The 21,342-nt window shown below is 45.2% G+C and carries 18 protein-coding genes; 16 read left to right on the top strand and 2 right to left on the bottom strand.

What is annotated here, in order from left to right; all coding sequences use genetic code 11:
* Positions 1-148 precede the first annotated feature (148 nt).
* Positions 149-1,495, top strand: coding sequence for a deoxyguanosinetriphosphate triphosphohydrolase (locus BXY_RS13350; protein WP_008642786.1), 1,347 nt, complete (start codon positions 149-151; stop codon positions 1,493-1,495).
* Here the strand turns inward: BXY_RS13350 and BXY_RS13345 are convergent.
* Positions 1,467-2,483 (bottom strand): GNAT family N-acetyltransferase, encoded by a 1,017-nt coding sequence (locus BXY_RS13345; protein WP_004315373.1) that lies wholly within the window; start codon positions 2,481-2,483, stop codon positions 1,467-1,469. The genes BXY_RS13350 and BXY_RS13345 overlap by 29 nt on opposite strands.
* A gap of 26 nt (positions 2,484-2,509) precedes the next feature.
* Entirely contained in the window at positions 2,510-3,328 is an 819-nt protein-coding gene (locus BXY_RS13340; protein WP_008642784.1) for a 1-acyl-sn-glycerol-3-phosphate acyltransferase, read from the bottom strand.
* Positions 3,329-3,586: 258 nt separating this feature from the next.
* On the opposite strand from BXY_RS13340, the gene BXY_RS13335 reads away from it, so the two are divergent.
* From BXY_RS13335 to BXY_RS13265, 15 genes are all read left to right on the top strand, one after another.
* Positions 3,587-4,090, top strand: coding sequence for an RNA polymerase sigma factor (locus BXY_RS13335; protein WP_004315377.1), 504 nt, complete (start codon positions 3,587-3,589; stop codon positions 4,088-4,090).
* Between the two features lie 461 nt (positions 4,091-4,551).
* Positions 4,552-5,022, top strand: a complete 471-nt coding sequence (mraZ, locus tag BXY_RS13330; protein ID WP_015532169.1) for a division/cell wall cluster transcriptional repressor MraZ — start codon at positions 4,552-4,554, stop codon at positions 5,020-5,022.
* Positions 5,009-5,923, top strand: coding sequence for a 16S rRNA (cytosine(1402)-N(4))-methyltransferase RsmH (rsmH, locus tag BXY_RS13325; RefSeq protein ID WP_015532168.1), 915 nt, complete (start codon positions 5,009-5,011; stop codon positions 5,921-5,923). Before mraZ ends, rsmH begins: the two co-directional genes overlap by 14 nt.
* 6 nt (positions 5,924-5,929) lie before the next feature.
* Positions 5,930-6,286 carry an FtsL-like putative cell division protein gene (locus BXY_RS13320; protein WP_004315383.1) on the top strand — a complete coding sequence of 119 codons (357 nt, stop codon included), beginning with the start codon at positions 5,930-5,932 and terminating at the stop codon, positions 6,284-6,286.
* A 65-nt stretch (positions 6,287-6,351) separates the two neighbouring features.
* Entirely contained in the window at positions 6,352-8,478 is a 2,127-nt protein-coding gene (locus BXY_RS13315; RefSeq protein ID WP_015532167.1) for a penicillin-binding protein, read from the top strand.
* 29 nt (positions 8,479-8,507) lie between these two features.
* Positions 8,508-9,956 carry a UDP-N-acetylmuramoyl-L-alanyl-D-glutamate--2,6-diaminopimelate ligase gene (locus tag BXY_RS13310; protein WP_015532166.1) on the top strand — a complete coding sequence of 483 codons (1,449 nt, stop codon included), beginning with the start codon at positions 8,508-8,510 and terminating at the stop codon, positions 9,954-9,956.
* Between the two features lie 89 nt (positions 9,957-10,045).
* Positions 10,046-11,314, top strand: a complete 1,269-nt coding sequence (locus tag BXY_RS13305) for a phospho-N-acetylmuramoyl-pentapeptide-transferase (protein WP_015532165.1) — start codon at positions 10,046-10,048, stop codon at positions 11,312-11,314.
* Between the two features lie 185 nt (positions 11,315-11,499).
* The gene (murD, locus tag BXY_RS13300) at positions 11,500-12,834 is read left to right on the top strand and encodes a UDP-N-acetylmuramoyl-L-alanine--D-glutamate ligase (RefSeq protein ID WP_004298208.1); all 1,335 of its coding nucleotides are present in this window, start codon (positions 11,500-11,502) and stop codon (positions 12,832-12,834) included.
* Between the two features lie 32 nt (positions 12,835-12,866).
* Positions 12,867-14,189, top strand: a complete 1,323-nt coding sequence (locus BXY_RS13295; RefSeq protein WP_055235124.1) for an FtsW/RodA/SpoVE family cell cycle protein — start codon at positions 12,867-12,869, stop codon at positions 14,187-14,189.
* An 88-nt stretch (positions 14,190-14,277) separates the two neighbouring features.
* Positions 14,278-15,396, top strand: a complete 1,119-nt coding sequence (gene murG, locus BXY_RS13290) for an undecaprenyldiphospho-muramoylpentapeptide beta-N-acetylglucosaminyltransferase (protein ID WP_055235264.1) — start codon at positions 14,278-14,280, stop codon at positions 15,394-15,396.
* A 113-nt stretch (positions 15,397-15,509) separates the two neighbouring features.
* Positions 15,510-16,910, top strand: a complete 1,401-nt coding sequence (gene murC, locus BXY_RS13285) for a UDP-N-acetylmuramate--L-alanine ligase (RefSeq protein ID WP_015532163.1) — start codon at positions 15,510-15,512, stop codon at positions 16,908-16,910.
* Positions 16,911-16,985: 75 nt separating this feature from the next.
* Complete coding sequence (locus BXY_RS13280) at positions 16,986-17,723, top strand: cell division protein FtsQ/DivIB (RefSeq protein ID WP_004315396.1); 738 nt, start codon at positions 16,986-16,988, stop codon at positions 17,721-17,723.
* Positions 17,724-17,822: 99 nt separating this feature from the next.
* The gene (gene ftsA, locus BXY_RS13275; RefSeq protein ID WP_015532161.1) at positions 17,823-19,280 is read left to right on the top strand and encodes a cell division protein FtsA; all 1,458 of its coding nucleotides are present in this window, start codon (positions 17,823-17,825) and stop codon (positions 19,278-19,280) included.
* A 125-nt stretch (positions 19,281-19,405) separates the two neighbouring features.
* Entirely contained in the window at positions 19,406-20,716 is a 1,311-nt protein-coding gene (gene ftsZ, locus BXY_RS13270) for a cell division protein FtsZ (protein WP_004309506.1), read from the top strand.
* A gap of 86 nt (positions 20,717-20,802) precedes the next feature.
* Complete coding sequence (locus tag BXY_RS13265) at positions 20,803-21,252, top strand: GatB/YqeY domain-containing protein (protein WP_004309505.1); 450 nt, start codon at positions 20,803-20,805, stop codon at positions 21,250-21,252.
* Positions 21,253-21,342: the final 90 nt, after the last annotated feature.

Here is a 21,342-nt window from a genome sequence, read left to right as displayed (position 1 = left end):
AGCGAAAATACACATTTTGAACTGAAAAATAGTTAAGTTTGCAGTTAAATAATAAATAATGTGCTAATAAGGCAAGGTACTAATGTACCAACTGTCAATTGACACATTCATCAATCATCAAATCGCAAATCGTTAAATCGTAAATAAAATGATGAATTGGAAACAACTAATATCAGCGAAACGTTTCGGGATGGAAGAATTCCATGAAGAACGACAGGAAAACCGATCCGAATTCCAACGGGACTATGACCGTCTTATTTTTTCGGCTCCTTTCCGCAGATTACAGAACAAGACGCAAGTATTCCCTCTTCCGGGCAGCGTTTTTGTTCACAACCGACTTACGCACAGTCTCGAAGTAGCCAGCGTTGGCCGTTCACTCGGGGACGATGTTGCCAAAGCACTTCTGGAACGTCATCCGGAACTTCAAGATTCTTTCCTGCCGGAGATCGGTTCTATCGTCTCGGCCGCTTGCCTGGCACACGATTTGGGGAATCCACCTTTCGGTCATTCAGGTGAAAAGGCTATTTCTACTTTTTTCTCTGAAGGAAAAGGAGTTCGCCTGAAAGAAAAGCAGCCGAACGGCGAGCAACTTTCTCCGATGGAATGGGAAGATTTGACACATTTTGAAGGAAATGCAAATGCGTTCCGAATACTGACACATCAGTTTGAAGGACGTCGCAAAGGCGGATTCGTCCTGACATATACCACTCTGGCTTCTATCGTGAAATATCCCTTTTCATCGAGCCTTGCAGGAACCAAATCGAAATTTGGATTCTTCGTCAGCGAAGAAGAAAGTTTCCAAAAAATAGCAACTGAATTAGGACTGACCTTGCTCAACGAGCATCCTTTGAAGTATGCACGCCACCCACTAGTCTATTTAGTGGAAGCGGCAGACGATATTTGCTATCAGATGATGGATATTGAGGATGCATATAAGCTGAAGATTCTCACCACTGAAGAAACCAAAGAACTATTAATGACCTATTTCAGCGAAGAGCGACAGGAACATCTCCGGAAAACATTCCTGATTGTCAATGATGTCAACGAGCAAATCGCCTACCTGCGTTCTTCCGTCATCGGTTTATTGATCCGGGAGTGTACCCGTGTCTTTTTAGATCATGAACAAGAAATACTGTCCGGCACGTTCGAAGGATCACTAATCAAGCGCATAGCCGAACGTCCGGCAGCAGCCTACAAACACAGCGTCGAAGTATCTATCAATAAAATCTACCGTTCACGGGACGTACTGGATATCGAGCTAGCGGGATTCCGCATCATCAGTACCTTACTCGAATTGATGATAGACGCCGTAACCTCACCCGAAAAGGCTTATTCCAAACTCCTGATCGACCGGGTTTCCAGCCAATACAATATAAATTCGCCTGTACTCTATGAAAGAATACAGGCGGTACTTGACTATATATCGGGAATGACCGACGTCTTTGCTCTTGATCTTTATCGTAAAATTAACGGGAACAGTCTGCCTGCGGTGTAACCACTTTAGGAGTAAAAACCTCTTCCCCTTCACAAGAAGACAATCTCAACGCATCCGGATGGCTTTCAATAAACGTCTGGATGTGTCGAATTCGTTTATCTTCAAGAATTTCGTCTACAGCAATCAGGATACCGGTTTCTTCCACATCACCGAACTCGTAATTGACAGCTGTTCCGAACATACGCATCGTAGGGCTTAAGCTCATATACGCATTTACCAACGGAGGAATATTATAGCCCAATTTACGGATTTCACAATTCAATATCTTATAGTCCTCTTTAAAAGTACTCTTGCAGAACAATGCGTTCAACTCTTCTTCGGAAGTCTCAAGTTGCAGAGGCTCAATCGGAGTAACAAGTTTCTCTTTATCATAAAAATGTTTCTTGAGGAAATGAAGAATCATATCACGGCCACGACGATGGTAGCTAGGATACATGGTCACCTTGCCAAAGAAATACTTCACATTCGGCATAACCACGGTCAACGCTCCCAACCCGTCCCACAGGTTATCCAAAGCGAACAATCCTTTGCTTCCGGCACGGGTAGACTGATATTCAAGCGTAACAAACGAACGCCCCAGCTCAATTGTCTGCGGCAGGTATTCTTTAATAAAAGCATCAGAAAAATGAAACATGTGGGAAGTAGCCAGAATTGGCGCGCCTTTTTCATCAAAACGCACGTCCGTACCAAGCAGATACCGGTAACCACCCAGAATTTCTTCCGCTTCCGGATTCCATACGATCAACTGCTTATAGGGGTGTTCCATCGTGTCGTATTCATCAATATCCATTGACAGGCCTGTACCTCCACCAGCAGCACGGAAAGCTATTTCACGCAAACGACCAATCTCTCTCATTACATTAGGAGCATTCTGATGAGTAATAATATAAATCTGATTATTACTCTTATTCGTCATTCGTAAGCGTTTGTCTTCCGTCAATTCTGCCTTCAGCAGTTCTTTGCTTACCGGTTTAATAATCTCTTCCATATTCCTTGTTATAGTTGTTCTATCAGTTACAGTTTATAAACAATATCCTTTACGTATTCAGCCCACTGCGCAGGGGTTTTCGATTTATCAAAAGTCTGCCAGGGTATAGGTTTGCCAAAAGTGACAGTAAAAGTTTTGTGGCGATTCTTAAACATTTCATCCGCAAGATACAACATAGCGATGTTAAACTTGATACCCAATGCCTTGCAAATATTTGCCAGGTTGTAGAAGAAATCAGAATTCCTACCGCCGAAATGCACGGGTATTACATCACGTTTTGCTTGTATGCTCTTTACTACAAATGTCTTTTTCCATTCCAGGTCACGAATGACTCCATTCTGACGACGCGAACACAGTCCGGCAGGGAACATTATCAGCTGGTCATCCGACTGAAATCCGGCTTCCACCATTTTCGGGAAGTCTTTTGCCTGTTTGCCGGTTTTATTAATAGGTATGCAAAGGGGAGCCAATCCGCGTAGATTCATCAACAAATCATTCACCAGGTATTTCACTTTCCCGTCATAGTGCTTTCCCAACACATAACCAAGCGCAACACCGTCCTGTCCGCCTAACGGATGATTGGACACAAAAGTATACAATCCATCCTTAGGCAAATTCTCAATGCCTTTTACGTCCACTTTCGCATCCAAAAAGCCCATACATGCCTCCAGAAAGTCCACACCCAATCTATCCTTCGACTCATTCAGGAATACATTAATTTCATCCTGATGAACAATTTTCTTCAGATAAGAAACCACGAATTTAGGGATGTACTTATAATGCTTCGGAGCCTTTGTCCGAAGTATCTTATCGACATCAATCAAAAATAAAGAGTCATCAGTCATTCTTTTCAAATAAAAATGATGGCACAAAATTAACGGTTCTTTTTTATTAATCGCAATAATTTGGTAGAAAATGCAGGATTTAAGTTCAGAAGATAAAAAAATACCACCCAAAAACTATCAAAAACAACCTAAAAACTATCCGCGGATAGTTTTCGGGCATAAAAACGTCGGATTTCCCCCTATCGGGTTTCAGAAATTCACGTAAACTTGCAACATCGAAAATAACAAACGAATATTCACCTTTAAAAAGCAACACATATGAAAAGTTTAAGCTTCAGAAAAGATTTAGTAGGAGTACAAGATGAATTACTACGCTTCGCTTATAAACTGACAACTGACCGTGAAGAAGCAAACGATTTGTTGCAGGAGACATCATTAAAAGCATTAGATAATGAAGATAAATATACCCCTGATACAAATTTCAAAGGATGGATGTATACCATCATGCGCAACATCTTTATAAACAACTATCGCAAGGTAGTCCGCGACCAGACATTCGTCGATCAGACGGATAATCTTTATCATCTGAATTTACCACAGGACGGAAGTTCAGAAAGTACAGAAAGAGCATACGACCTGAAAGAGATGCACCGTGTAGTCAACAAACTCCCCAAAGAATACAGAGTTCCGTTCGCCATGCACGTTTCAGGATTCAAATACCGTGAGATTGCGGAAAAACTGAACCTCCCGCTAGGCACAGTAAAGAGCCGTATTTTCTTCACGCGCCAGAAATTACAGGAAGAATTGAAAGACTTCCGCTAGACCTTAACTATATAAATTGGTGATCTCGGATCACATACTTCTTTAATACAGATTTTAGTTTTGATAATGATTAAAAGGCAGAAATACTCCGGTATATTCTGCCTTTTCTTTTATTACTAAGATTAGTTGCACGACACCCGGGTCTCAACACCTACAACACCCGGGTCTCAATGGGTCTGACACCCGGGTGTCAGGTATAATGAGACCCGGGTGTCGTACAAGTTCCTATTGCATCAAAAGAAGTCTCCGCTACCACATTATTTAAATTTTACCTATACAGACATTTTTTTCGTTTCACCGTCACAAGCTCCCCACCAGTAAAGCATTCTCAAAGCCGCATCATTTTCAAGCAAATAGACATTTAACATTCTGTTGAAAACTTCTCTGAAAGTTTTTTATGGAAAGTTGTGGGGAATTGTGGGGAATTTCATACTTTTACGGTCGCTTATTATAATAAGGTAATGATACGTTTTTTAGGAAATATTGAAGCCAGGGCGGACGCCAAAGGAAGGGTGTTCATACCCGCTACCTTCAGGAAGCAACTACAAGCAGCTTCCGAGGAGAGGCTTATTATGCGTAAAGACGTATTTCAGGACTGTTTGACCCTGTACCCCGAGAGCGTGTGGAACGAGGAGTTGAACGAGCTTCGCAGCAGGCTGAACAAATGGAACAGCAAACACCAACTCATTTTCAGACAGTTTGTGAGCGACGTTGAAGTGGTGACACCTGACAGCAACGGACGTATATTAATCCCCAAACGATATTTGCAGATTTGCAGTATTCATGGAGATATACGTTTTATCGGCATCGACAATAAGATAGAGATCTGGGCGAAAGAGCGGGCAGAACAGCCTTTCATGCCGCCTGAAGAGTTCGGTGCAGCATTAGAAGAAATTATGAACGATGATAATAGACAAGATGGAGAAAGATGAATTGACATACCATGTACCTGTATTGCTGAAAGAAAGCGTTGACGGGATGAATATCCAACCGGACGGAACGTATGTAGACGTTACATTCGGAGGAGCAGGACATTCGCGCGAAATACTTTCACGACTCGGAGAAGGCGGACGTTTATTGGGATTCGACCAGGACGAGGACGCTGAACGGAACATTGTCAACGATCCTCACTTCATCTTCGTGCGCAGCAACTTCCGTTACCTGCAAAATTTCCTGCGCTATCACGACATCGAGCAGGTAGATGCAATCCTGGCCGACCTCGGCGTATCGTCCCATCATTTCGATGATAGCGAACGCGGCTTTTCTTTCCGTTTCGACGGAGCGCTGGATATGCGTATGAACAAGCGTGCCGGAATTACGGCAGCAGACATCGTGAATACTTACGAGGAAGAACGTCTTGCAAACCTCTTCTATCTGTACGGAGAGCTGAAGAATAGCCGCAAACTGGCTTCTGTCATCGTTAAAACCAGAAGCGGACAGAATATCCGGACCATCGGTGAGTTTCTGGAAATCATCAAACCGCTTTTCGGTCGTGAACGCGAAAAGAAAGAGCTGGCAAAAGTGTTCCAGGCACTGCGGATCGAAGTAAATCAAGAGATGGAAGCGCTGAAAGAGATGTTGCTGGCAGCTACGGAAGCATTAAAGCCGGGCGGCAGACTGGTGGTAATCACTTATCATTCATTGGAAGACCGCATGGTGAAAAACATCATGAAGACGGGCAACGTAGAAGGAAAAGCAGAATCCGACTTCTTCGGAAATCTGCAAACGCCTTTCCGCCTTGTCAATAATAAGGTAATCGTTCCCGACGAGGCAGAAATAGAACGGAACCCACGGTCGAGAAGTGCCAAATTACGAATTGCAGAAAAGAAATAGAAAGATATGGAAGAAGAAGTAGTAAATAAGAAAACAGAAGAGGGCAAGAAGAAAAACCGCACCTCGCTGAAGAGTATTCTGGGTGGAGACATTCTGGCTACCGATTTTTTCCGCCGTCAAACGAAGTTGCTGGTACTTATCATGGTATTCATCATCTTCTACATTCACAATCGTTATGCCAGTCAACAGCAACAGATCGAGATAGACCGGCTGAAAAAGGAATTGATAGACATTAAATACGACGCACTGACGCGCAGCTCGGAACTGATGGAGAAGAGCCGCCAGTCACGCATTGAAGATTATATATCAAATAAGGAAAGCGATTTGCAAACATCAACCCATCCTCCTTACCTTATTAAATAAGTGGAGAGTTGAGAATTGAGAGTTTTTAAAAGACAAAGACTGTGGCAGTTAATAAAAAGAACATAATGACCCGTTACTTCTTCGTCATCCTGTTGATGGCGTTGATAGGAATAGCTATTGTTGTAAAAGCAGGCATCACCATGTTTGCCGAACGACAATACTGGCAGGATGTGGCTGATCGTTTCGTAAAAGAGAATGTGACGGTGAAACCTAATCGTGGAAACATTATTTCTTCTGACGGTAAACTGATGGCCAGTTCGCTACCCGAGTACAGAATCTATATGGACTTTATGTCCGGTGAGAAGGACGAAAAACGCAGACGGAAAGATCAGGCACGCCGGGACTCCATCCTCAATGCCAATATGGATTCCATCTGTATCGGACTTCACAAGATATTCCCGGACAGGAGTGCAGCCCAATTCAAAGCACACCTCAAGAAAGGACGCCAGGCAAAAAGCCGTAATTATCTGATTTATCCGAAACGTATTTCCTATATACAATATAAAGAGGTAAAGAGACTGCCCGTCTTCTGTTTGAACCGGTATAAAGGCGGATTTAAAGAATTAGCATACAATCAGCGCAAGAAACCTTTCGGTTCACTGGCTGCCCGTACGCTGGGAGATGTGTATGCAGATACAGCCAAAGGAGCCAGAAATGGTATCGAACTTGCTTTCGACACTATCCTGAAAGGACGGGACGGACTGACGCACCGCCAAAAAGTGATGAACAAATACCTGAACATTGTCGATGTGCCGCCGGTTGACGGTTGCGATTTGATTAGTACCATCGACGTAGGCATGCAGGATATCTGCGAGAAAGCATTGGTAGACAAGCTGAAAGAGCTGAATGCCAGCGTAGGCGTGGTGGTATTGATGGAAGTAGCTACCGGAGAAGTGAAAGCAATCGTCAACATGATGCAAGGCAAGGACGGCGAGTATTACGAAATGCGTAACAATGCCATCAGTGATATGCTTGAGCCGGGGTCCACTTTCAAGACGGCTTCTATTATGGTAGCTCTCGAAGACGGCAAGATTACTCCGGACTATGTGGTAGACACCGGCAACGGACAGATGCCGATGTACGGACGTGTCATGAAAGACCACAACTGGCACCGTGGAGGATATGGGAAGCTGACTGTTACAGAAATTCTGGGAGTTTCGTCCAACGTCGGTACCTCTTATATTATAGATCATTTCTATGGTAGCAATCCACAGAAATTCGTAGACGGGTTAAAACGGATGAGTATCGACCAACCGCTCCACCTACAGATTTCAGGAGAAGGGAAGCCGAATATCCGTGGTCCGAAAGAACGTTATTTTGCAAAGACCACTTTGCCGTGGATGAGTATCGGATATGAGACACAGGTTCCACCAATCAATATTCTGACGTTCTACAACGGAATAGCCAATAATGGAGTCAGTGTACGTCCGAAATTTGTCAAAGCTGCCGTGAAAGACGGGGAAGTCGTGAAAGAATATCCGACAGAGGTTATCAATCCTAAGATTTGTTCGGATAAGACTTTGACACAAATTCGTGAAATACTGCGGAAAGTGGTTGGTGAAGGACTTGCCAAGCCTGCAGGGAGTAAGCAGTTCCACGTTTCAGGCAAAACGGGAACGGCGCAGATTTCACAGGGGGCAGCCGGATACAAAACGGGAAGAACGAATTACCTGGTTAGTTTCTGCGGATATTTTCCGTCAGAGGCACCTAAATATAGTATGATTGTCTCTATCCAGAAACCGGGCTTGCCGGCTTCGGGAGGTTTGATGGCAGGTAGTGTATTCAGCAAGATTGCGGAAAGAGTGTATGCCAAAGACCTGCGGTTGCCGCTTACCAATGCGATTGACACCAATTCCGTAGTCATTCCGAATGTAAAAGCCGGAGAGATGCGCGAAGCTCAACGGGTATTGGAGGAGCTGGAGATTAATATACAAGGTAAAGTTGCCGATTCAGGAAAAGAAGTGTGGGGGAATACGCACGTTGCTCCGCAAGCTGTGGTTCTTGAAAGCCGGAGCAATATGCAGAACTTTGTGCCGAGCGTGATAGGTATGGGAGCGAAAGACGCCGTATACTTGTTGGAAAGCAAAGGATTGAAGGTCAATCTGGTCGGGGTAGGCAAAGTGAAAAGCCAGTCGATAGCCAATGGAACCATCGTAAAGAAGGGACAGACGGTGACGCTGACGCTAAAGTAAAAATTAAAGATTAAAAATTAAATAGAGTGATGTTATTAAAGGAGTTACTGAAAGCGATCCAACCGGTAGAGGTAGCCGGAGATTCAGACATAGAAATCACCGGAGTCAATATTGACTCCCGTCTAGTGGAAGCCGGCCAACTGTTCATGGCAATGCGCGGCACACAAGCCGACGGCCACGCCTACATACCTGCTGCCATAGCGAAAGGAGCGACTGCTATCCTCTGCGAGGATATGCCGGAAGAACCTGTTGCGGGGATCACTTATATACAAGTCAAAGACAGTGAAGATGCGGTAGGAAAGATTGCTACTACTTTCTACGGCGACCCCACTTCCAAGATGGAACTGGTTGGTGTTACCGGAACGAACGGAAAAACAACAATCGCCACCTTATTATATAATACATTCCGTTATTTCGGATATAAGGTAGGGTTGATTTCTACCGTTTGCAATTATATCGACGATGAACCGCTCCCGACAGAGCATACCACGCCCGATCCCATCACGTTGAACCGTCTATTGGGACGAATGGCGGATGAAGGATGCAAATATGTTTTCATGGAAGTCAGTTCACACTCCATTGCACAGAAACGTATCAGTGGATTAAAGTATGCAGGAGGGATCTTTACCAATCTGACCCGCGACCATCTCGACTATCATAAAACAGTAGAGAATTATCTGAAAGCAAAGAAGAAGTTCTTTGACGATCTGCCGAAAAGCGCATTCAGCCTGACTAATCTGGACGATAAGAACGGACTGGTGATGACACAGAATACACGTTCTAAGGTCTATACTTATTCATTAAGAAGCCTTTGTGACTTTAAAGGGCGGGTATTGGAGTCTCATTTTGAAGGAATGTTGCTCGACTTCAACAACCACGAGTTGGCAGTTCAGTTTATCGGCAAGTTCAATGCTTCCAATTTGCTGGCAGTATTCGGGGCAGCCGTTCTGTTGGGTAAGAAAGAAGAAGAGGTGCTTGTGGCTCTTAGCACGCTTCATCCGGTAGCCGGACGTTTCGATGCGGTCCGTTCTCCACAGGGAGTTACAGCGATTGTAGATTATGCGCATACTCCGGATGCACTTATTAATGTATTGAATGCCATACATGGAGTACTTGAAGGAAAAGGGAAAGTGATTACAGTGGTGGGTGCCGGTGGCAACCGTGATAAGGGCAAACGTCCCATCATGGCAAAGGAAGCTGCCAAAGCCAGCGACCGCGTCATCATCACTTCAGACAATCCGCGCTTCGAAGAGCCGCAAGACATCATCAACGATATGCTCGCCGGACTGGATGCGGAGGATATGAAGAAAACACTAAGCATTGCCGACCGTAAAGAAGCGATTCGCACGGCTTGCATGCTGGCAGAAAAAGGAGATGTGATTCTCGTTGCCGGAAAAGGACACGAGAATTACCAGGAGATAAAAGGAGTAAAACATCATTTTGACGATAAAGAAGTACTCAAAGAAATTTTTAAATAATGAATAGATTGTGCTAATATGCCGACTGGTTCCGGTATTCATCCGGCAGAAGCGACATAGCAACACATCAATAAATTGGCAAATTATTTATGTTATATTATCTATTTGAATGGCTGCAAAAGCTCAATTTTCCAGGAGCGGGAATGTTCGGATATACTTCATTCCGTGCTTTGATGGCAGTGATCCTCGCGTTACTTATTTCAAGTATCTGGGGAGATAAGTTCATCAACCTACTCAAAAGGAAACAAATCACAGAAACGCAGCGTGATGCTAAAACGGACCCGTTCGGCGTCAACAAAGTAGGCGTGCCGAGCATGGGAGGTGTTATCATCATTGTAGCCATCCTGATTCCTTGTCTGTTGTTAGGCAAACTGCATAATATATATATGATACTGATGCTGATAACCACCGTATGGTTGGGATCGCTCGGCTTCGCAGACGACTATATCAAGATCTTTAAAAAAGACAAAGAAGGTTTGCATGGCAAGTTCAAGATTATCGGTCAGGTCGGTTTAGGTTTAATTGTCGGAATGACTTTGTATCTAAGCCCGGACGTAGTGATCCGTGAGAATATCGAAGTTCATAATCCGGGACAGGAGATGGAAGTGATACACGGAACCAATGATTTGAAATCGACCCAGACAACGATTCCTTTTTTCAAGAGCAATAACCTTGATTATGCCGATCTGGTTGCTTTCATGGGCGAGCATGCGCAAACAGCCGGATGGATTTTGTTCGTCATCGTCACAATCATCGTGGTTACCGCCGTATCAAACGGTGCCAACCTGAATGATGGTATGGACGGAATGGCGGCCGGAAACTCGGCCATTATCGGTGCAACGCTGGGGATATTGGCGTATGTATCGTCGCATATCGAATTCGCAGGCTATCTGAACATCATGTATATTCCGGGTTCGGAAGAACTGGTAATCTATATCTGTGCCTTCATCGGTGCGCTTATCGGTTTCTTATGGTACAATGCTTATCCGGCACAAGTATTTATGGGAGACACAGGCAGCCTCACCATTGGTGGTATTATCGCAGTGTTCGCCATCATCATCCACAAAGAGTTGTTGATACCGATTCTTTGCGGTGTATTCCTGGTAGAAAATCTGTCGGTAATCCTGCAACGGGCTTATTATAAGGCAGGAAAGCGGAAAGGTGTAAAGCAGCGTTTGTTCAAGCGCACACCGATTCACGATCATTTCCGTACTTCAATGAGTCTGATCGAGCCGGGATGTACGGTGAAATTCACCAAGCCCGACCAGCTGTTCCACGAATCAAAGATTACCGTCCGTTTCTGGATTGTAACGATTGTATTGGCGGCAATAACAATTATAACATTAAAAATAAGATAGAATGAAGGCACGGATTACACGGATTAACGCAGTGTTAACTGCATAATCCCTTAAAACCGTGAAATCCGCGTCATCCGTCCTTCATTAAAAATATAGAGAGCATTAACCCGATTATTAACTTTTAAAAGATGTGCGCAGCTAATAGATAAATCAATCGATTAGAAAACAAGGGCACATTATTGTAGATGAAAAGAATTGTAATTTTAGGAGCTGGCGAAAGCGGCGCAGGTGCAGCCGTACTCGCAAAAGTAAAAGGATTTGAGACGTTTGTTTCGGACATGTCCGCCATCAAGGACAAATATAAGGAACTTCTCGACAGCCATCAGATTGCCTGGGAAGAAGGACACCATACCGAAGAGCTCATTCTGAATGCCGACGAGGTTATCAAAAGCCCCGGTATCCCGAATGATGCCCCAATCATCCTGAAACTGAAAGCTCAAGGCACACCGGTGATCTCCGAGATTGAGTTTGCCGGACGCTATACTGATGCCAAAATGATCTGTATTACAGGTTCTAACGGAAAGACTACAACAACTTCCCTGATCTACCACATTTTCAAAAGCGCAGGTCTGAACGTAGGTTTGGCAGGCAACATCGGCAAAAGCCTTGCTTTGCAGGTAGCCGAAGATTACCATGATTATTATATTATCGAACTTAGCTCTTTCCAGCTGGATAATATGTATAACTTCCGTGCGAACATCGCCGTATTGATGAACATCACTCCGGACCATCTTGATCGCTACGACCACTGTATGCAGAATTACATCGACGCTAAATTCCGCATTACCCAAAACCAAACCCCGGACGATGCTTTCATCTTCTGGAATGACGACCCGATCATCAGACAAGAACTGGCGAAACATGGTCTGAAAGCTCACCTGTATCCTTTTGCCGCTGTAAAAGAAGACGGAGCGATCGCATACGTAGAAGACCACGAAGTGAAAATCACCGAACCGATTGCCTTCAACATGGAGCAGGAAGAACTGGCTCTGACAGGGCAACATAACTTATATAATTCTTTAGCCGCCGGTATCTCGGCAAACCTTGCCGGCATCGCCAAAGAAAACATCCGTAAAGCCCTCTCCGACTTTAAGGGAGTAGAGCATCGGTTGGAAAAGGTGGCACGTGTCCGCGGAATTGATTTCATCAACGACTCTAAAGCAACGAATGTCAACTCCTGCTGGTATGCCCTGCAAAGCATGACTACCAAAACGGTATTGATCCTCGGTGGTAAAGATAAAGGCAACGACTATACTGAAATTGAAGACCTGGTACGTGAAAAGTGTTCGGCACTGGTATACCTGGGACTTCACAACGAAAAACTTCACGAATTCTTCGATCGTTTCGGCCTGCCCGTAGCAGACGTACAAACCGGAATGAAGGATGCCGTAGAAGCTGCCTACAAACTGGCAAAGAAAGGTGAAACAGTATTATTAAGCCCTTGCTGCGCCTCTTTCGACCTCTTCAAAAGCTATGAAGACCGTGGCGACCAGTTTAAGGAATGTGTCCGCGCCCTTTAATTTCTAATTATTAATTTTTAATTGCTACAAGATTGGATTTATTAAAGAACATATTCAAAGGTGACAAGGTAATCTGGATTATCTTCCTCTGTCTCTGCCTCATCTCTATTATCGAGGTGTTCTCGGCAGCGTCGACACTGACTTACAAAAGTGGCGACCATTGGGGACCGATTACACAACACTCCATCATCCTGATGGTAGGTGCTGTGGTAGTAGTGTTTCTGCATAATGTTCCCTACAAATGGTTCCAGGTATTTCCGGTCTTTCTGTATCCGATTTCCCTGGTTCTATTGGCATTTGTCACGCTGATGGGTATCATCACAGGGGACCGTGTCAACGGGGCAGCCCGTTGGATGACCTTTATGGGATTACAGTTCCAGCCTTCGGAATTGGCAAAGATGGCGGTTATCATTGCCGTCTCATTCATCCTATCCAAAAGGCAGGACGAATACGGAGCCAACCCGAACGCCTTCAAATATATCATGATCCTCACCGGACTGGTATTCCTGCTTATCGCACCGGAAAACCTTTCGACAGCAATGCTGCTTTTCGGAGTAGTATGCATGATGATGTTTATCGGCCGGGTGTCAGCAAAAAAGCTATTCGGAATGTTAGGGATATTGGCACTTGTGGGCGGTGTTGCCGTAGGTATACTGATGGCTATTCCCGCCAAAACGCTGCATAACACTCCGGGACTTCACCGTTTCGAAACGTGGCAGAATCGTGTTTCCGGCTTCTTTGAGAAGGAGGAAGTGCCGGCTGCCAAATTTGATATTGACAAAGATGCACAGGTGGCGCATGCACGCATCGCCATTGCTACCAGCCACGTAGTCGGCAAAGGTCCGGGAAACTCGATACAACGTGACTTCCTTAGTCAGGCATTCTCCGATTTTATCTTTGCGATTGTGATTGAAGAAATGGGATTGATCGGAGGAATATTTGTGGTGTTCCTCTATCTATGGCTGCTAATGCGAGCCGGACGAATCGCACAGAAATGCGAGCGAACCTTCCCCGCCTTTCTCGTTATGGGCATTGCGTTGCTACTGGTGTCGCAAGCAATACTGAATATGATGGTTGCCGTCGGATTATTCCCCGTCACCGGCCAGCCTCTGCCTTTGGTCAGCAAAGGAGGTACAAGTACGTTAATCAACTGCGCTTATATCGGTATGATATTAAGTGTAAGCCGATATACCGCCTATCTAGAAGAACAAAAAGCGCACGATGCACAGATCCAACTGCAATTAGAGGCAGAGGCAGCTGCAAATTCCGAGGCACAGACTGCCGCCGAACCGACAGCACAGATTCTGAACAGCGATGCCAAGTTTGAAGATGAGCATGATATTGATAAACGGTAAGTGATGAACGATAAATGATGAACGGTGAGTAGTGAACGGTGAGTGGTGAACAGTAAACGTTGAGAAAGGACAGAAGAAAAACATTATGATGGAAAAAGAACTTAGAATTATTATCAGTGGTGGAGGAACAGGAGGGCATATCTTTCCTGCCGTCTCTATCGCAAACGCTATAATAGAGCTACGCCCCGACGCAGAAATTCTCTTTGTAGGTGCTGAAGGACGTATGGAAATGCAACGGGTTCCCGATGCAGGCTACCGTATTATCGGGCTTCCGATTGCCGGATTCGACCGCAAACGTTTATGGAAAAATATATCTGTATTGATTAAACTGATGCGCAGCCAGTGGAAAGCACGCAAAGTTATCAAGGACTTCCGCCCACAAGTGGCGGTAGGTGTAGGCGGATATGCAAGCGGCCCGACACTAAAGACTGCCGGAATGATGGGAGTACCGACATTAATCCAGGAACAAAACTCTTATGCCGGAGTGACCAATAAGCTCCTGGCACAGAAAGCAAAAGTGATTTGTGTAGCTTATGACGGAATGGAAAAGTTTTTCCCTGCCGACAAAATTATTATGACGGGGAATCCTGTCCGCCAAAACCTGACAAAGGATATGCCGTCTAAAGAAGAAGCATTGCGCTCCTTCAACTTACAGCCTGGCAAAAAAACGATTCTGATTGTAGGCGGCAGTCTGGGTGCACGTACCATCAACAATACGCTGACAGCCGGACTGGCAACCATCAAAGAAAATACGGACGTGCAATTCATCTGGCAAACGGGCAAATACTACTACCCGCAAGTGAAAGAAGCCGTGAAAGCTGCAGGTACACTTCCGAACTTATATGTAACGGATTTCATCAAAGACATGGCAGCCGCATACGCAGCAGCCGATCTTGTGATTTCCCGTGCGGGGGCAGGTTCCATTTCAGAGTTCTGCCTGTTACATAAACCTGTTATCTTAGTGCCTTCTCCCAATGTAGCGGAAGACCATCAGACTAAGAATGCCTTAGCATTGGTGAATAAGCAGGCAGCTATCTACGTCAAAGACAGTGAAGCGGAAACAACCTTGATGGATGTAGCATTATCCACCGTCAATGACGAACAGAAACTGAAAGAACTGAAAGAGAATATCGCCAAGCTGGCTTTGCCCGATTCTGCGAGAATCATCGCACAGGAGGTTATCAAACTGGCGGAAGTAAAGAGCTGATAAACAGAAGCAAAAAACAGATAAATAGATTATCGGATTGCACACAGGTTGAAGTAGCGGTATAGCTCCGGGATCAAACGACGTAATCCGTACTAAAATAAAAAACAGAAGAAATGAATATAGAAACGATAAAATCAGTCTATTTCGTAGGTGCCGGCGGCATCGGTATGAGTGCACTTGTACGCTACTTCCTCTTCAAAGGCAAGGTAGTGGCCGGTTACGACCGTACCCCTACTCCATTGACTGAAACCCTGATTGCCGAAGGCGCACAAATACATTATGAAGAAAACGTCGACCTGATTCCCGAAGCCTGCAAAGACAAGGAAAGCACGTTAGTCATATACACGCCCGCCGTTCCGCAGGAACATGAAGAAATCGTTTATTTCCGCAACAACGGATTCGAAATACAGAAACGCGCCCAAGTATTGGGAACGATTACCCATTCGAGCAAAGGTCTGTGCGTGGCAGGTACTCACGGAAAAACAACCACATCGACGATGACAGCCCATTTGCTCCATCAATCGCACGTGGAATGTACCGCTTTTCTCGGAGGAATCTCGAAGAACTACGGCACCAACCTGCTACTCTCTCAAACAAGCCCTTACACGGTGATTGAAGCAGATGAGTTCGACCGTTCTTTCCACTGGCTGTCGCCCTATATGACCGTAATTACATCTACCGACCCCGATCATCTGGACATCTACGGCACAGAACAAGCCTACCTGGAAAGTTTCGAGCATTATACCACGCTTATCCAACCGGGTGGCGCACTGATTATCCGCAAAGGCATCTCCCTGCAACCCAAAGTGCAGCCGGGCGTTCGTGTCTATACTTACTCACGCGACGAGGGTGACTTCCACGCAGAAAACATCCGCATCGGAAACGGAGAAATATTCATCGACTTTGTTGCCCCGGACACCCGTATCAACGATATTCAACTGGGAATTCCGGTTAGCATCAACATAGAAAACGGCGTAGCCGCCATGGCATTGGCACACCTTAACGGAGTGACCGATGAAGAAATAAAAAGAGGCATGGCAAGTTTCCGCGGAGTAGACCGCCGGTTCGACTTCAAGATCAAGAACGACCGTATCGTCTTTTTGAGTGACTATGCCCACCACCCCTCTGAAATCAAACAGAGCGTGTTGTCTATGCGCGAACTTTACAAAGACAAGAAGATTACAGCCATCTTCCAACCGCATCTCTATACCCGCACCCGCGACTTCTATCAAGATTTTGCCGATAGCCTGTCGCTACTCGACGAAGTGATTCTGGTAGACATCTATCCGGCACGTGAAGCACCGATTCCGGGCGTTACCAGCAAACTGATTTATGACAATCTCCGTCCGGGCATTGAAAAAAGTATGTGCAAAAAGGAAGATATACTGAACATTCTGAAAGATAAAAACATTGAAGTATTAATCACTTTGGGGGCTGGAGACATTGACAACTATGTCCCTGAAATAAAGGAACTATTAGAAACAAAAAAATTAAGAATTAAGAATGAAGAATGAAGAATCTCTATCCAGCGTATTGATGCGCAGCAATTCTTCATTCTTCATTCTTAATTCTTCATTAATAAAAAAACTATGGTAAAGAGAATCCTTCTATCCATCGTCATGCTGGTGCTTATAGCCTACCTCGCCGTAGCTATCACCGCATTCAACCGCAAGCCTGCCGACCAGACCTGCCGTGACATGGAATTGGTTATCAAGGATACCGCATACGCCGGCTTCATCACCAAAGAAGAGCTGAAAGGTATCCTTCAGCACAAAGGGATCTACCCCATCGGGAAGAAGATGGAGCGCATCTCTACCAAGTCACTGGAACGGGAACTAAGCAAACATCCGTTGATTGACGAAGCCGAGTGTTACAAAACACCCAGCGGCAAAGTATGCGTGGAAGTGACACAACGTATCCCTATTCTTCGGGTGATGAGCTCCAACGGTCAGAATTACTACCTTGACAACAAAGGAACCGTCATGCCACCGGATGCAAAATGCGTCGCTCACCGGGTAATTGTCACCGGAAACGTAGAAAAGTCGTTTGCAATGAAGGATTTATATAAGTTTGGTGTATTTTTGCATAATAATAAATTCTGGGACGCCCAGATAGAACAGATTCATGTGTTGCCCGACCAGAACATCGAATTGGTGCCGCGTGTGGGAGACCATCTCGTCTATCTCGGAAAACTGGAAAACTTTGAAGATAAACTGGCACGTTTGAAGGAGTTCTACAAGAAAGGGCTCAACCGGGTAGGCTGGAACAAATATTCGCGTATCAATCTCGAATTCAACAACCAGATTATCTGCACCAAACGAGAATAGATAATAAATGATAGTTGATAATTGATAGTTGACAGATGAGGAGTGAACAATCTTTTTTCAATCGTAAATTGTAAATCGTAAAATCGTAAATAAATATATATGGCAACAACAGAATTTATCGCCGCTATTGAACTTGGTTCATCGAAGATAACCGGTGTGGCCGGAAGAAAGAACAGTGACGGAAGTATGCAGGTATTAGCGTATGCCCAGGAAGACTCTTCTACGTTTATTCGTAAAGGAGTTATTTTCAATCTGGACAAAACAGCGCAAAGCCTGACCTCGATCATCAACAGACTGGAAGGTGAGTTGAAAAACTCAATTGCCAAGGTATATGTAGGCATCGGCGGACAATCACTCCGCACAGTCCGCAATGTAGTAAGCCGCGACCTGGAAGAAGAAGCCATCATATCCGAAGAACTTGTAAGCGCTATCGGTGATGAGAACATTGCCATCCCGGTGGTTGATATGGATATACTGGACGTAGCTCCGCAAGAATACAAGGTGGGCAATAATCTGCAAGCCAACCCGGTAGGTCTGGTAGGAAGCCACATCGAAGGACGTTTCCTCAACATCGTTGCCCGTGCTTCCGTACGCAAGAATCTGGAGCATTGCTTCCAGCAGGCAAAAATCGACATTGCCGACCAACTGATCGCCCCGCTAGTAACAGCCAATGCCGTACTGACAGAAAGCGAACGCCGTTCGGGTTGTGCACTGATCGACTTCGGAGCAGATACGACTACCATCTCTGTATATAAGAATAACATTCTCCGCTTCCTCACCGTATTACCTTTGGGAGGCAACAGCATCACGCGTGACATCACCACCCTGCAAATGGAGGAGGAAGAAGCCGAACGCCTGAAAAAAGCCTACGGTGACGCCCTCTACGAAGAAGACCCCGAACAAGAGGAAGAAGCTACCTGCAAACTGGAGGATGACAACCGTATCATCAAAGTGGCAGACCTTAATAATATCATCGAAGCCCGTGCCGAAGAAATCGTTGCCAACGTATGGAACCAGATTCAGCTATCCGGCTACGAAGACAAACTGCTGGCAGGACTTATCCTGACAGGAGGAGCCGCCAACCTGAAGAACTTGGACGAAACCTTGCGCAAACGCAGCAAGATAGAAAAGATACGGATGGCGAAACTTCCACGCAATACAGTCCATGCCCCCAACAATATACTAAAAAAAGACGGTTCACAGAACACATTGTTCGGTCTCCTGTTTGAAGGGAACCAAAACTGTTGCCTGACTGAAACCGCCCCGCAAGCTGCTGCTCCTGTACCGCCAGTCTCCAAACCGGAGCCGGAAGTGCATAGGACCGCAGATATGTTTGAAGACGATCAGGAGCTGAAGGAACAGGCCCGCCTCGCCCGCCTCAAGAAAGAGGAAGAAGAGCGTGAAGCCAAGTTAGCTGCCAAGGAAGCGGAAAAACTTCGCAAGCAAAAGGAAAAGGAAGAGAAAGAAAGACGGAAAAGAGAAGCCGGTCCGAGCTGGATTCAGCGCAAGATCGACTCGTTGACGAAAGAAATCTTCTCCGACGACGATATGAAGTGAGTTATGATTTATGAATTATGATTTATGAGTTGGCTGCGCGCTATATCATAAATCATAACTTATAAATCAAGATTCAAAAATCAGAGTTCAGAAACCAGAAATCATAAATCAGAAATCATATTATTATGGACGAGATAGTACAATTCGATTTCCCGACAGATTCACCGAAAATCATCAAAGTGATTGGTGTAGGTGGTGGTGGTGGTAACGCTGTAAACCACATGTACCGGGAAGGCATCCATGATGTAACGTTCGTTCTTTGCAACACGGACAACCAGGCATTGGCCGAATCACCTGTCCCGGTGAAACTGCAACTGGGCCGTAGCATCACGCAAGGGCTTGGAGCCGGCAACCGTCCCGAACGGGCACGCGACGCCGCTGAAGAAAGTATAGAAGATATCAAAGCACAACTGAACGACGGTACCAAGATGGTATTCATCACCGCCGGAATGGGAGGAGGAACCGGAACAGGAGCTGCCCCGGTCATCGCCCGCATTGCGAAGGAAATGGATATTCTGACTGTCGGTATCGTCACCATCCCTTTTATCTTCGAAGGAGAAAAGAAAATCATCCAGGCACTGGACGGCGTCGAACGTATCGCCCAGCACGTTGATGCCCTATTGGTTATCAACAACGAACGCCTGCGCGAAATATACGCCGATCTTACCTTTATGAATGCCTTCGGCAAGGCCGATGACACTCTTTCCATCGCTGCCAAGAGCATTGCCGAGATTATCACCATGCGTGGTACGGTCAACCTCGACTTTGCCGATGTGAAAACCATCCTGAAAGATGGCGGAGTAGCGATCATGAGTACCGGATTCGGCGAAGGAGAAAATCGTGTGACGAAAGCAATCGATGATGCCCTGCATTCTCCGTTGCTCAACAACAACGATATTTTCAATGCCAAGAAGGTTATGTTGAACGTTTCTTTCTGCCCGTCATCCGAACTAATGATGGAGGAAATGAACGAGATACACGAGTTCATGAGCAAATTCCGCGAAGGAGTGGAAGTGATCTGGGGCGTTGCCATCGACAACTCACTGGATACAAAAGTAAAGATCACCGTATTGGCAACCGGATTCGGTGTAGAAGACGTCCCCGGAATGGACAGCCTGCATGCTGCACGCAGCCAGGAAGAGGAAGAACGCCAACTGCAACTGGAAGAGGAAAAAGAGAAGAACAAAGAACGTATCCGCAAGGCATACGGCGAAAGTGCCAGCAATATCGGAAGCAAGAGCCTCCGCAAACGCCGTCACATCTATCTTTTCAACACGGAAGATTTGGACAACGACGATATCATCGCCATGGTAGAAGATTCTCCCACGTACATGCGTGATAAGACGACTCTTACTAAAATCCGGACAAAAGCTGCATTGGAAGAAGAAGTGGCAACAGAAGAAGCTACGGATGATAACGGCGTAATTACATTCTAAACAAAGAGTTTAAGAACGAAAATTATAGTCCCACAGCATCAGGCTTCAGATCTAATTTTTAATCTTCAATTTATAATTATAATAGTATGGATTTATTCGATCAAGTCAGCGAAGACATTAAAAACGCAATGAAGGCGAAAGATAAAGTAGCCCTCGAAACCTTGAGAAATATAAAGAAGTTCTTCCTCGAAGCTAAGACAGCTCCGGGAGCTAACGATATATTGACAGATGACGCAGCTCTGAAGATTATCCAGAAACTTGTAAAACAAGGAAAAGATTCTGCTGAAATCTATATCGGACAGGGTCGTCAGGACTTGGCTGACGTAGAATTGGGTCAGGTAGCCGTTATGGAAAAATACCTGCCGAAACAAATGACTGCCGAAGAACTGGAAGCTGCTTTGAAGGAAATTATCGCAGAGACAGGTGCTACGAGCGGTAAAGATATGGGTAAAGTGATGGGAGTTGCCTCCAAAAAGTTGGCAGGTCTTGCAGAAGGACGTGCCATTTCCGCAAAAGTAAAAGAGCTTTTGGGATAACTTCCGGAATTTCCACAGAACCTTTTAGTGTTCGATTTTATCTTGCATCTTACACTAACTAGAGTTTATCTATTTGATTAATAGCAGTAT

The sequence above is a fragment of the Bacteroides xylanisolvens XB1A genome (genome assembly GCF_000210075.1).
GTDB lineage: Bacteria > Bacteroidota > Bacteroidia > Bacteroidales > Bacteroidaceae > Bacteroides > Bacteroides xylanisolvens.
Note: the sequence above shows the minus strand (reverse complement) of the source record. Positions and strands in the feature narration are given on the sequence as shown.

Bases quoted from the DNA above. Each gene is read 5' to 3' on its own strand.
- mraZ (WP_015532169.1), top strand. From the start codon at position 4,552: ATGATACGTTTTTTAGGAAATATTGAAGCCAGGGCGGACGCCAAAGGA.
- ftsZ (WP_004309506.1), top strand. From the start codon at position 19,406: ATGGACGAGATAGTACAATTCGATTTCCCGACAGATTCACCGAAAATC.
- ftsA (WP_015532161.1), top strand. From the start codon at position 17,823: ATGGCAACAACAGAATTTATCGCCGCTATTGAACTTGGTTCATCGAAG.
- murD (WP_004298208.1), top strand. From the start codon at position 11,500: ATGAAAAGAATTGTAATTTTAGGAGCTGGCGAAAGCGGCGCAGGTGCA.
- BXY_RS13265 (WP_004309505.1), top strand. From the start codon at position 20,803: ATGGATTTATTCGATCAAGTCAGCGAAGACATTAAAAACGCAATGAAG.
- BXY_RS13280 (WP_004315396.1), top strand. From the start codon at position 16,986: ATGGTAAAGAGAATCCTTCTATCCATCGTCATGCTGGTGCTTATAGCC.
- BXY_RS13310 (WP_015532166.1), top strand. From the start codon at position 8,508: ATGTTATTAAAGGAGTTACTGAAAGCGATCCAACCGGTAGAGGTAGCC.
- BXY_RS13350 (WP_008642786.1), top strand. From the start codon at position 149: ATGATGAATTGGAAACAACTAATATCAGCGAAACGTTTCGGGATGGAA.
- BXY_RS13345 (WP_004315373.1), bottom strand. From the start codon at position 2,483: ATGGAAGAGATTATTAAACCGGTAAGCAAAGAACTGCTGAAGGCAGAA.
- BXY_RS13315 (WP_015532167.1), top strand. From the start codon at position 6,352: ATGACCCGTTACTTCTTCGTCATCCTGTTGATGGCGTTGATAGGAATA.
- BXY_RS13320 (WP_004315383.1), top strand. From the start codon at position 5,930: ATGGAAGAAGAAGTAGTAAATAAGAAAACAGAAGAGGGCAAGAAGAAA.
- murC (WP_015532163.1), top strand. From the start codon at position 15,510: ATGAATATAGAAACGATAAAATCAGTCTATTTCGTAGGTGCCGGCGGC.
- BXY_RS13335 (WP_004315377.1), top strand. From the start codon at position 3,587: ATGAAAAGTTTAAGCTTCAGAAAAGATTTAGTAGGAGTACAAGATGAA.
- murG (WP_055235264.1), top strand. From the start codon at position 14,278: ATGGAAAAAGAACTTAGAATTATTATCAGTGGTGGAGGAACAGGAGGG.
- BXY_RS13340 (WP_008642784.1), bottom strand. From the start codon at position 3,328: ATGACTGATGACTCTTTATTTTTGATTGATGTCGATAAGATACTTCGG.
- BXY_RS13305 (WP_015532165.1), top strand. From the start codon at position 10,046: ATGTTATATTATCTATTTGAATGGCTGCAAAAGCTCAATTTTCCAGGA.
- rsmH (WP_015532168.1), top strand. From the start codon at position 5,009: ATGGAGAAAGATGAATTGACATACCATGTACCTGTATTGCTGAAAGAA.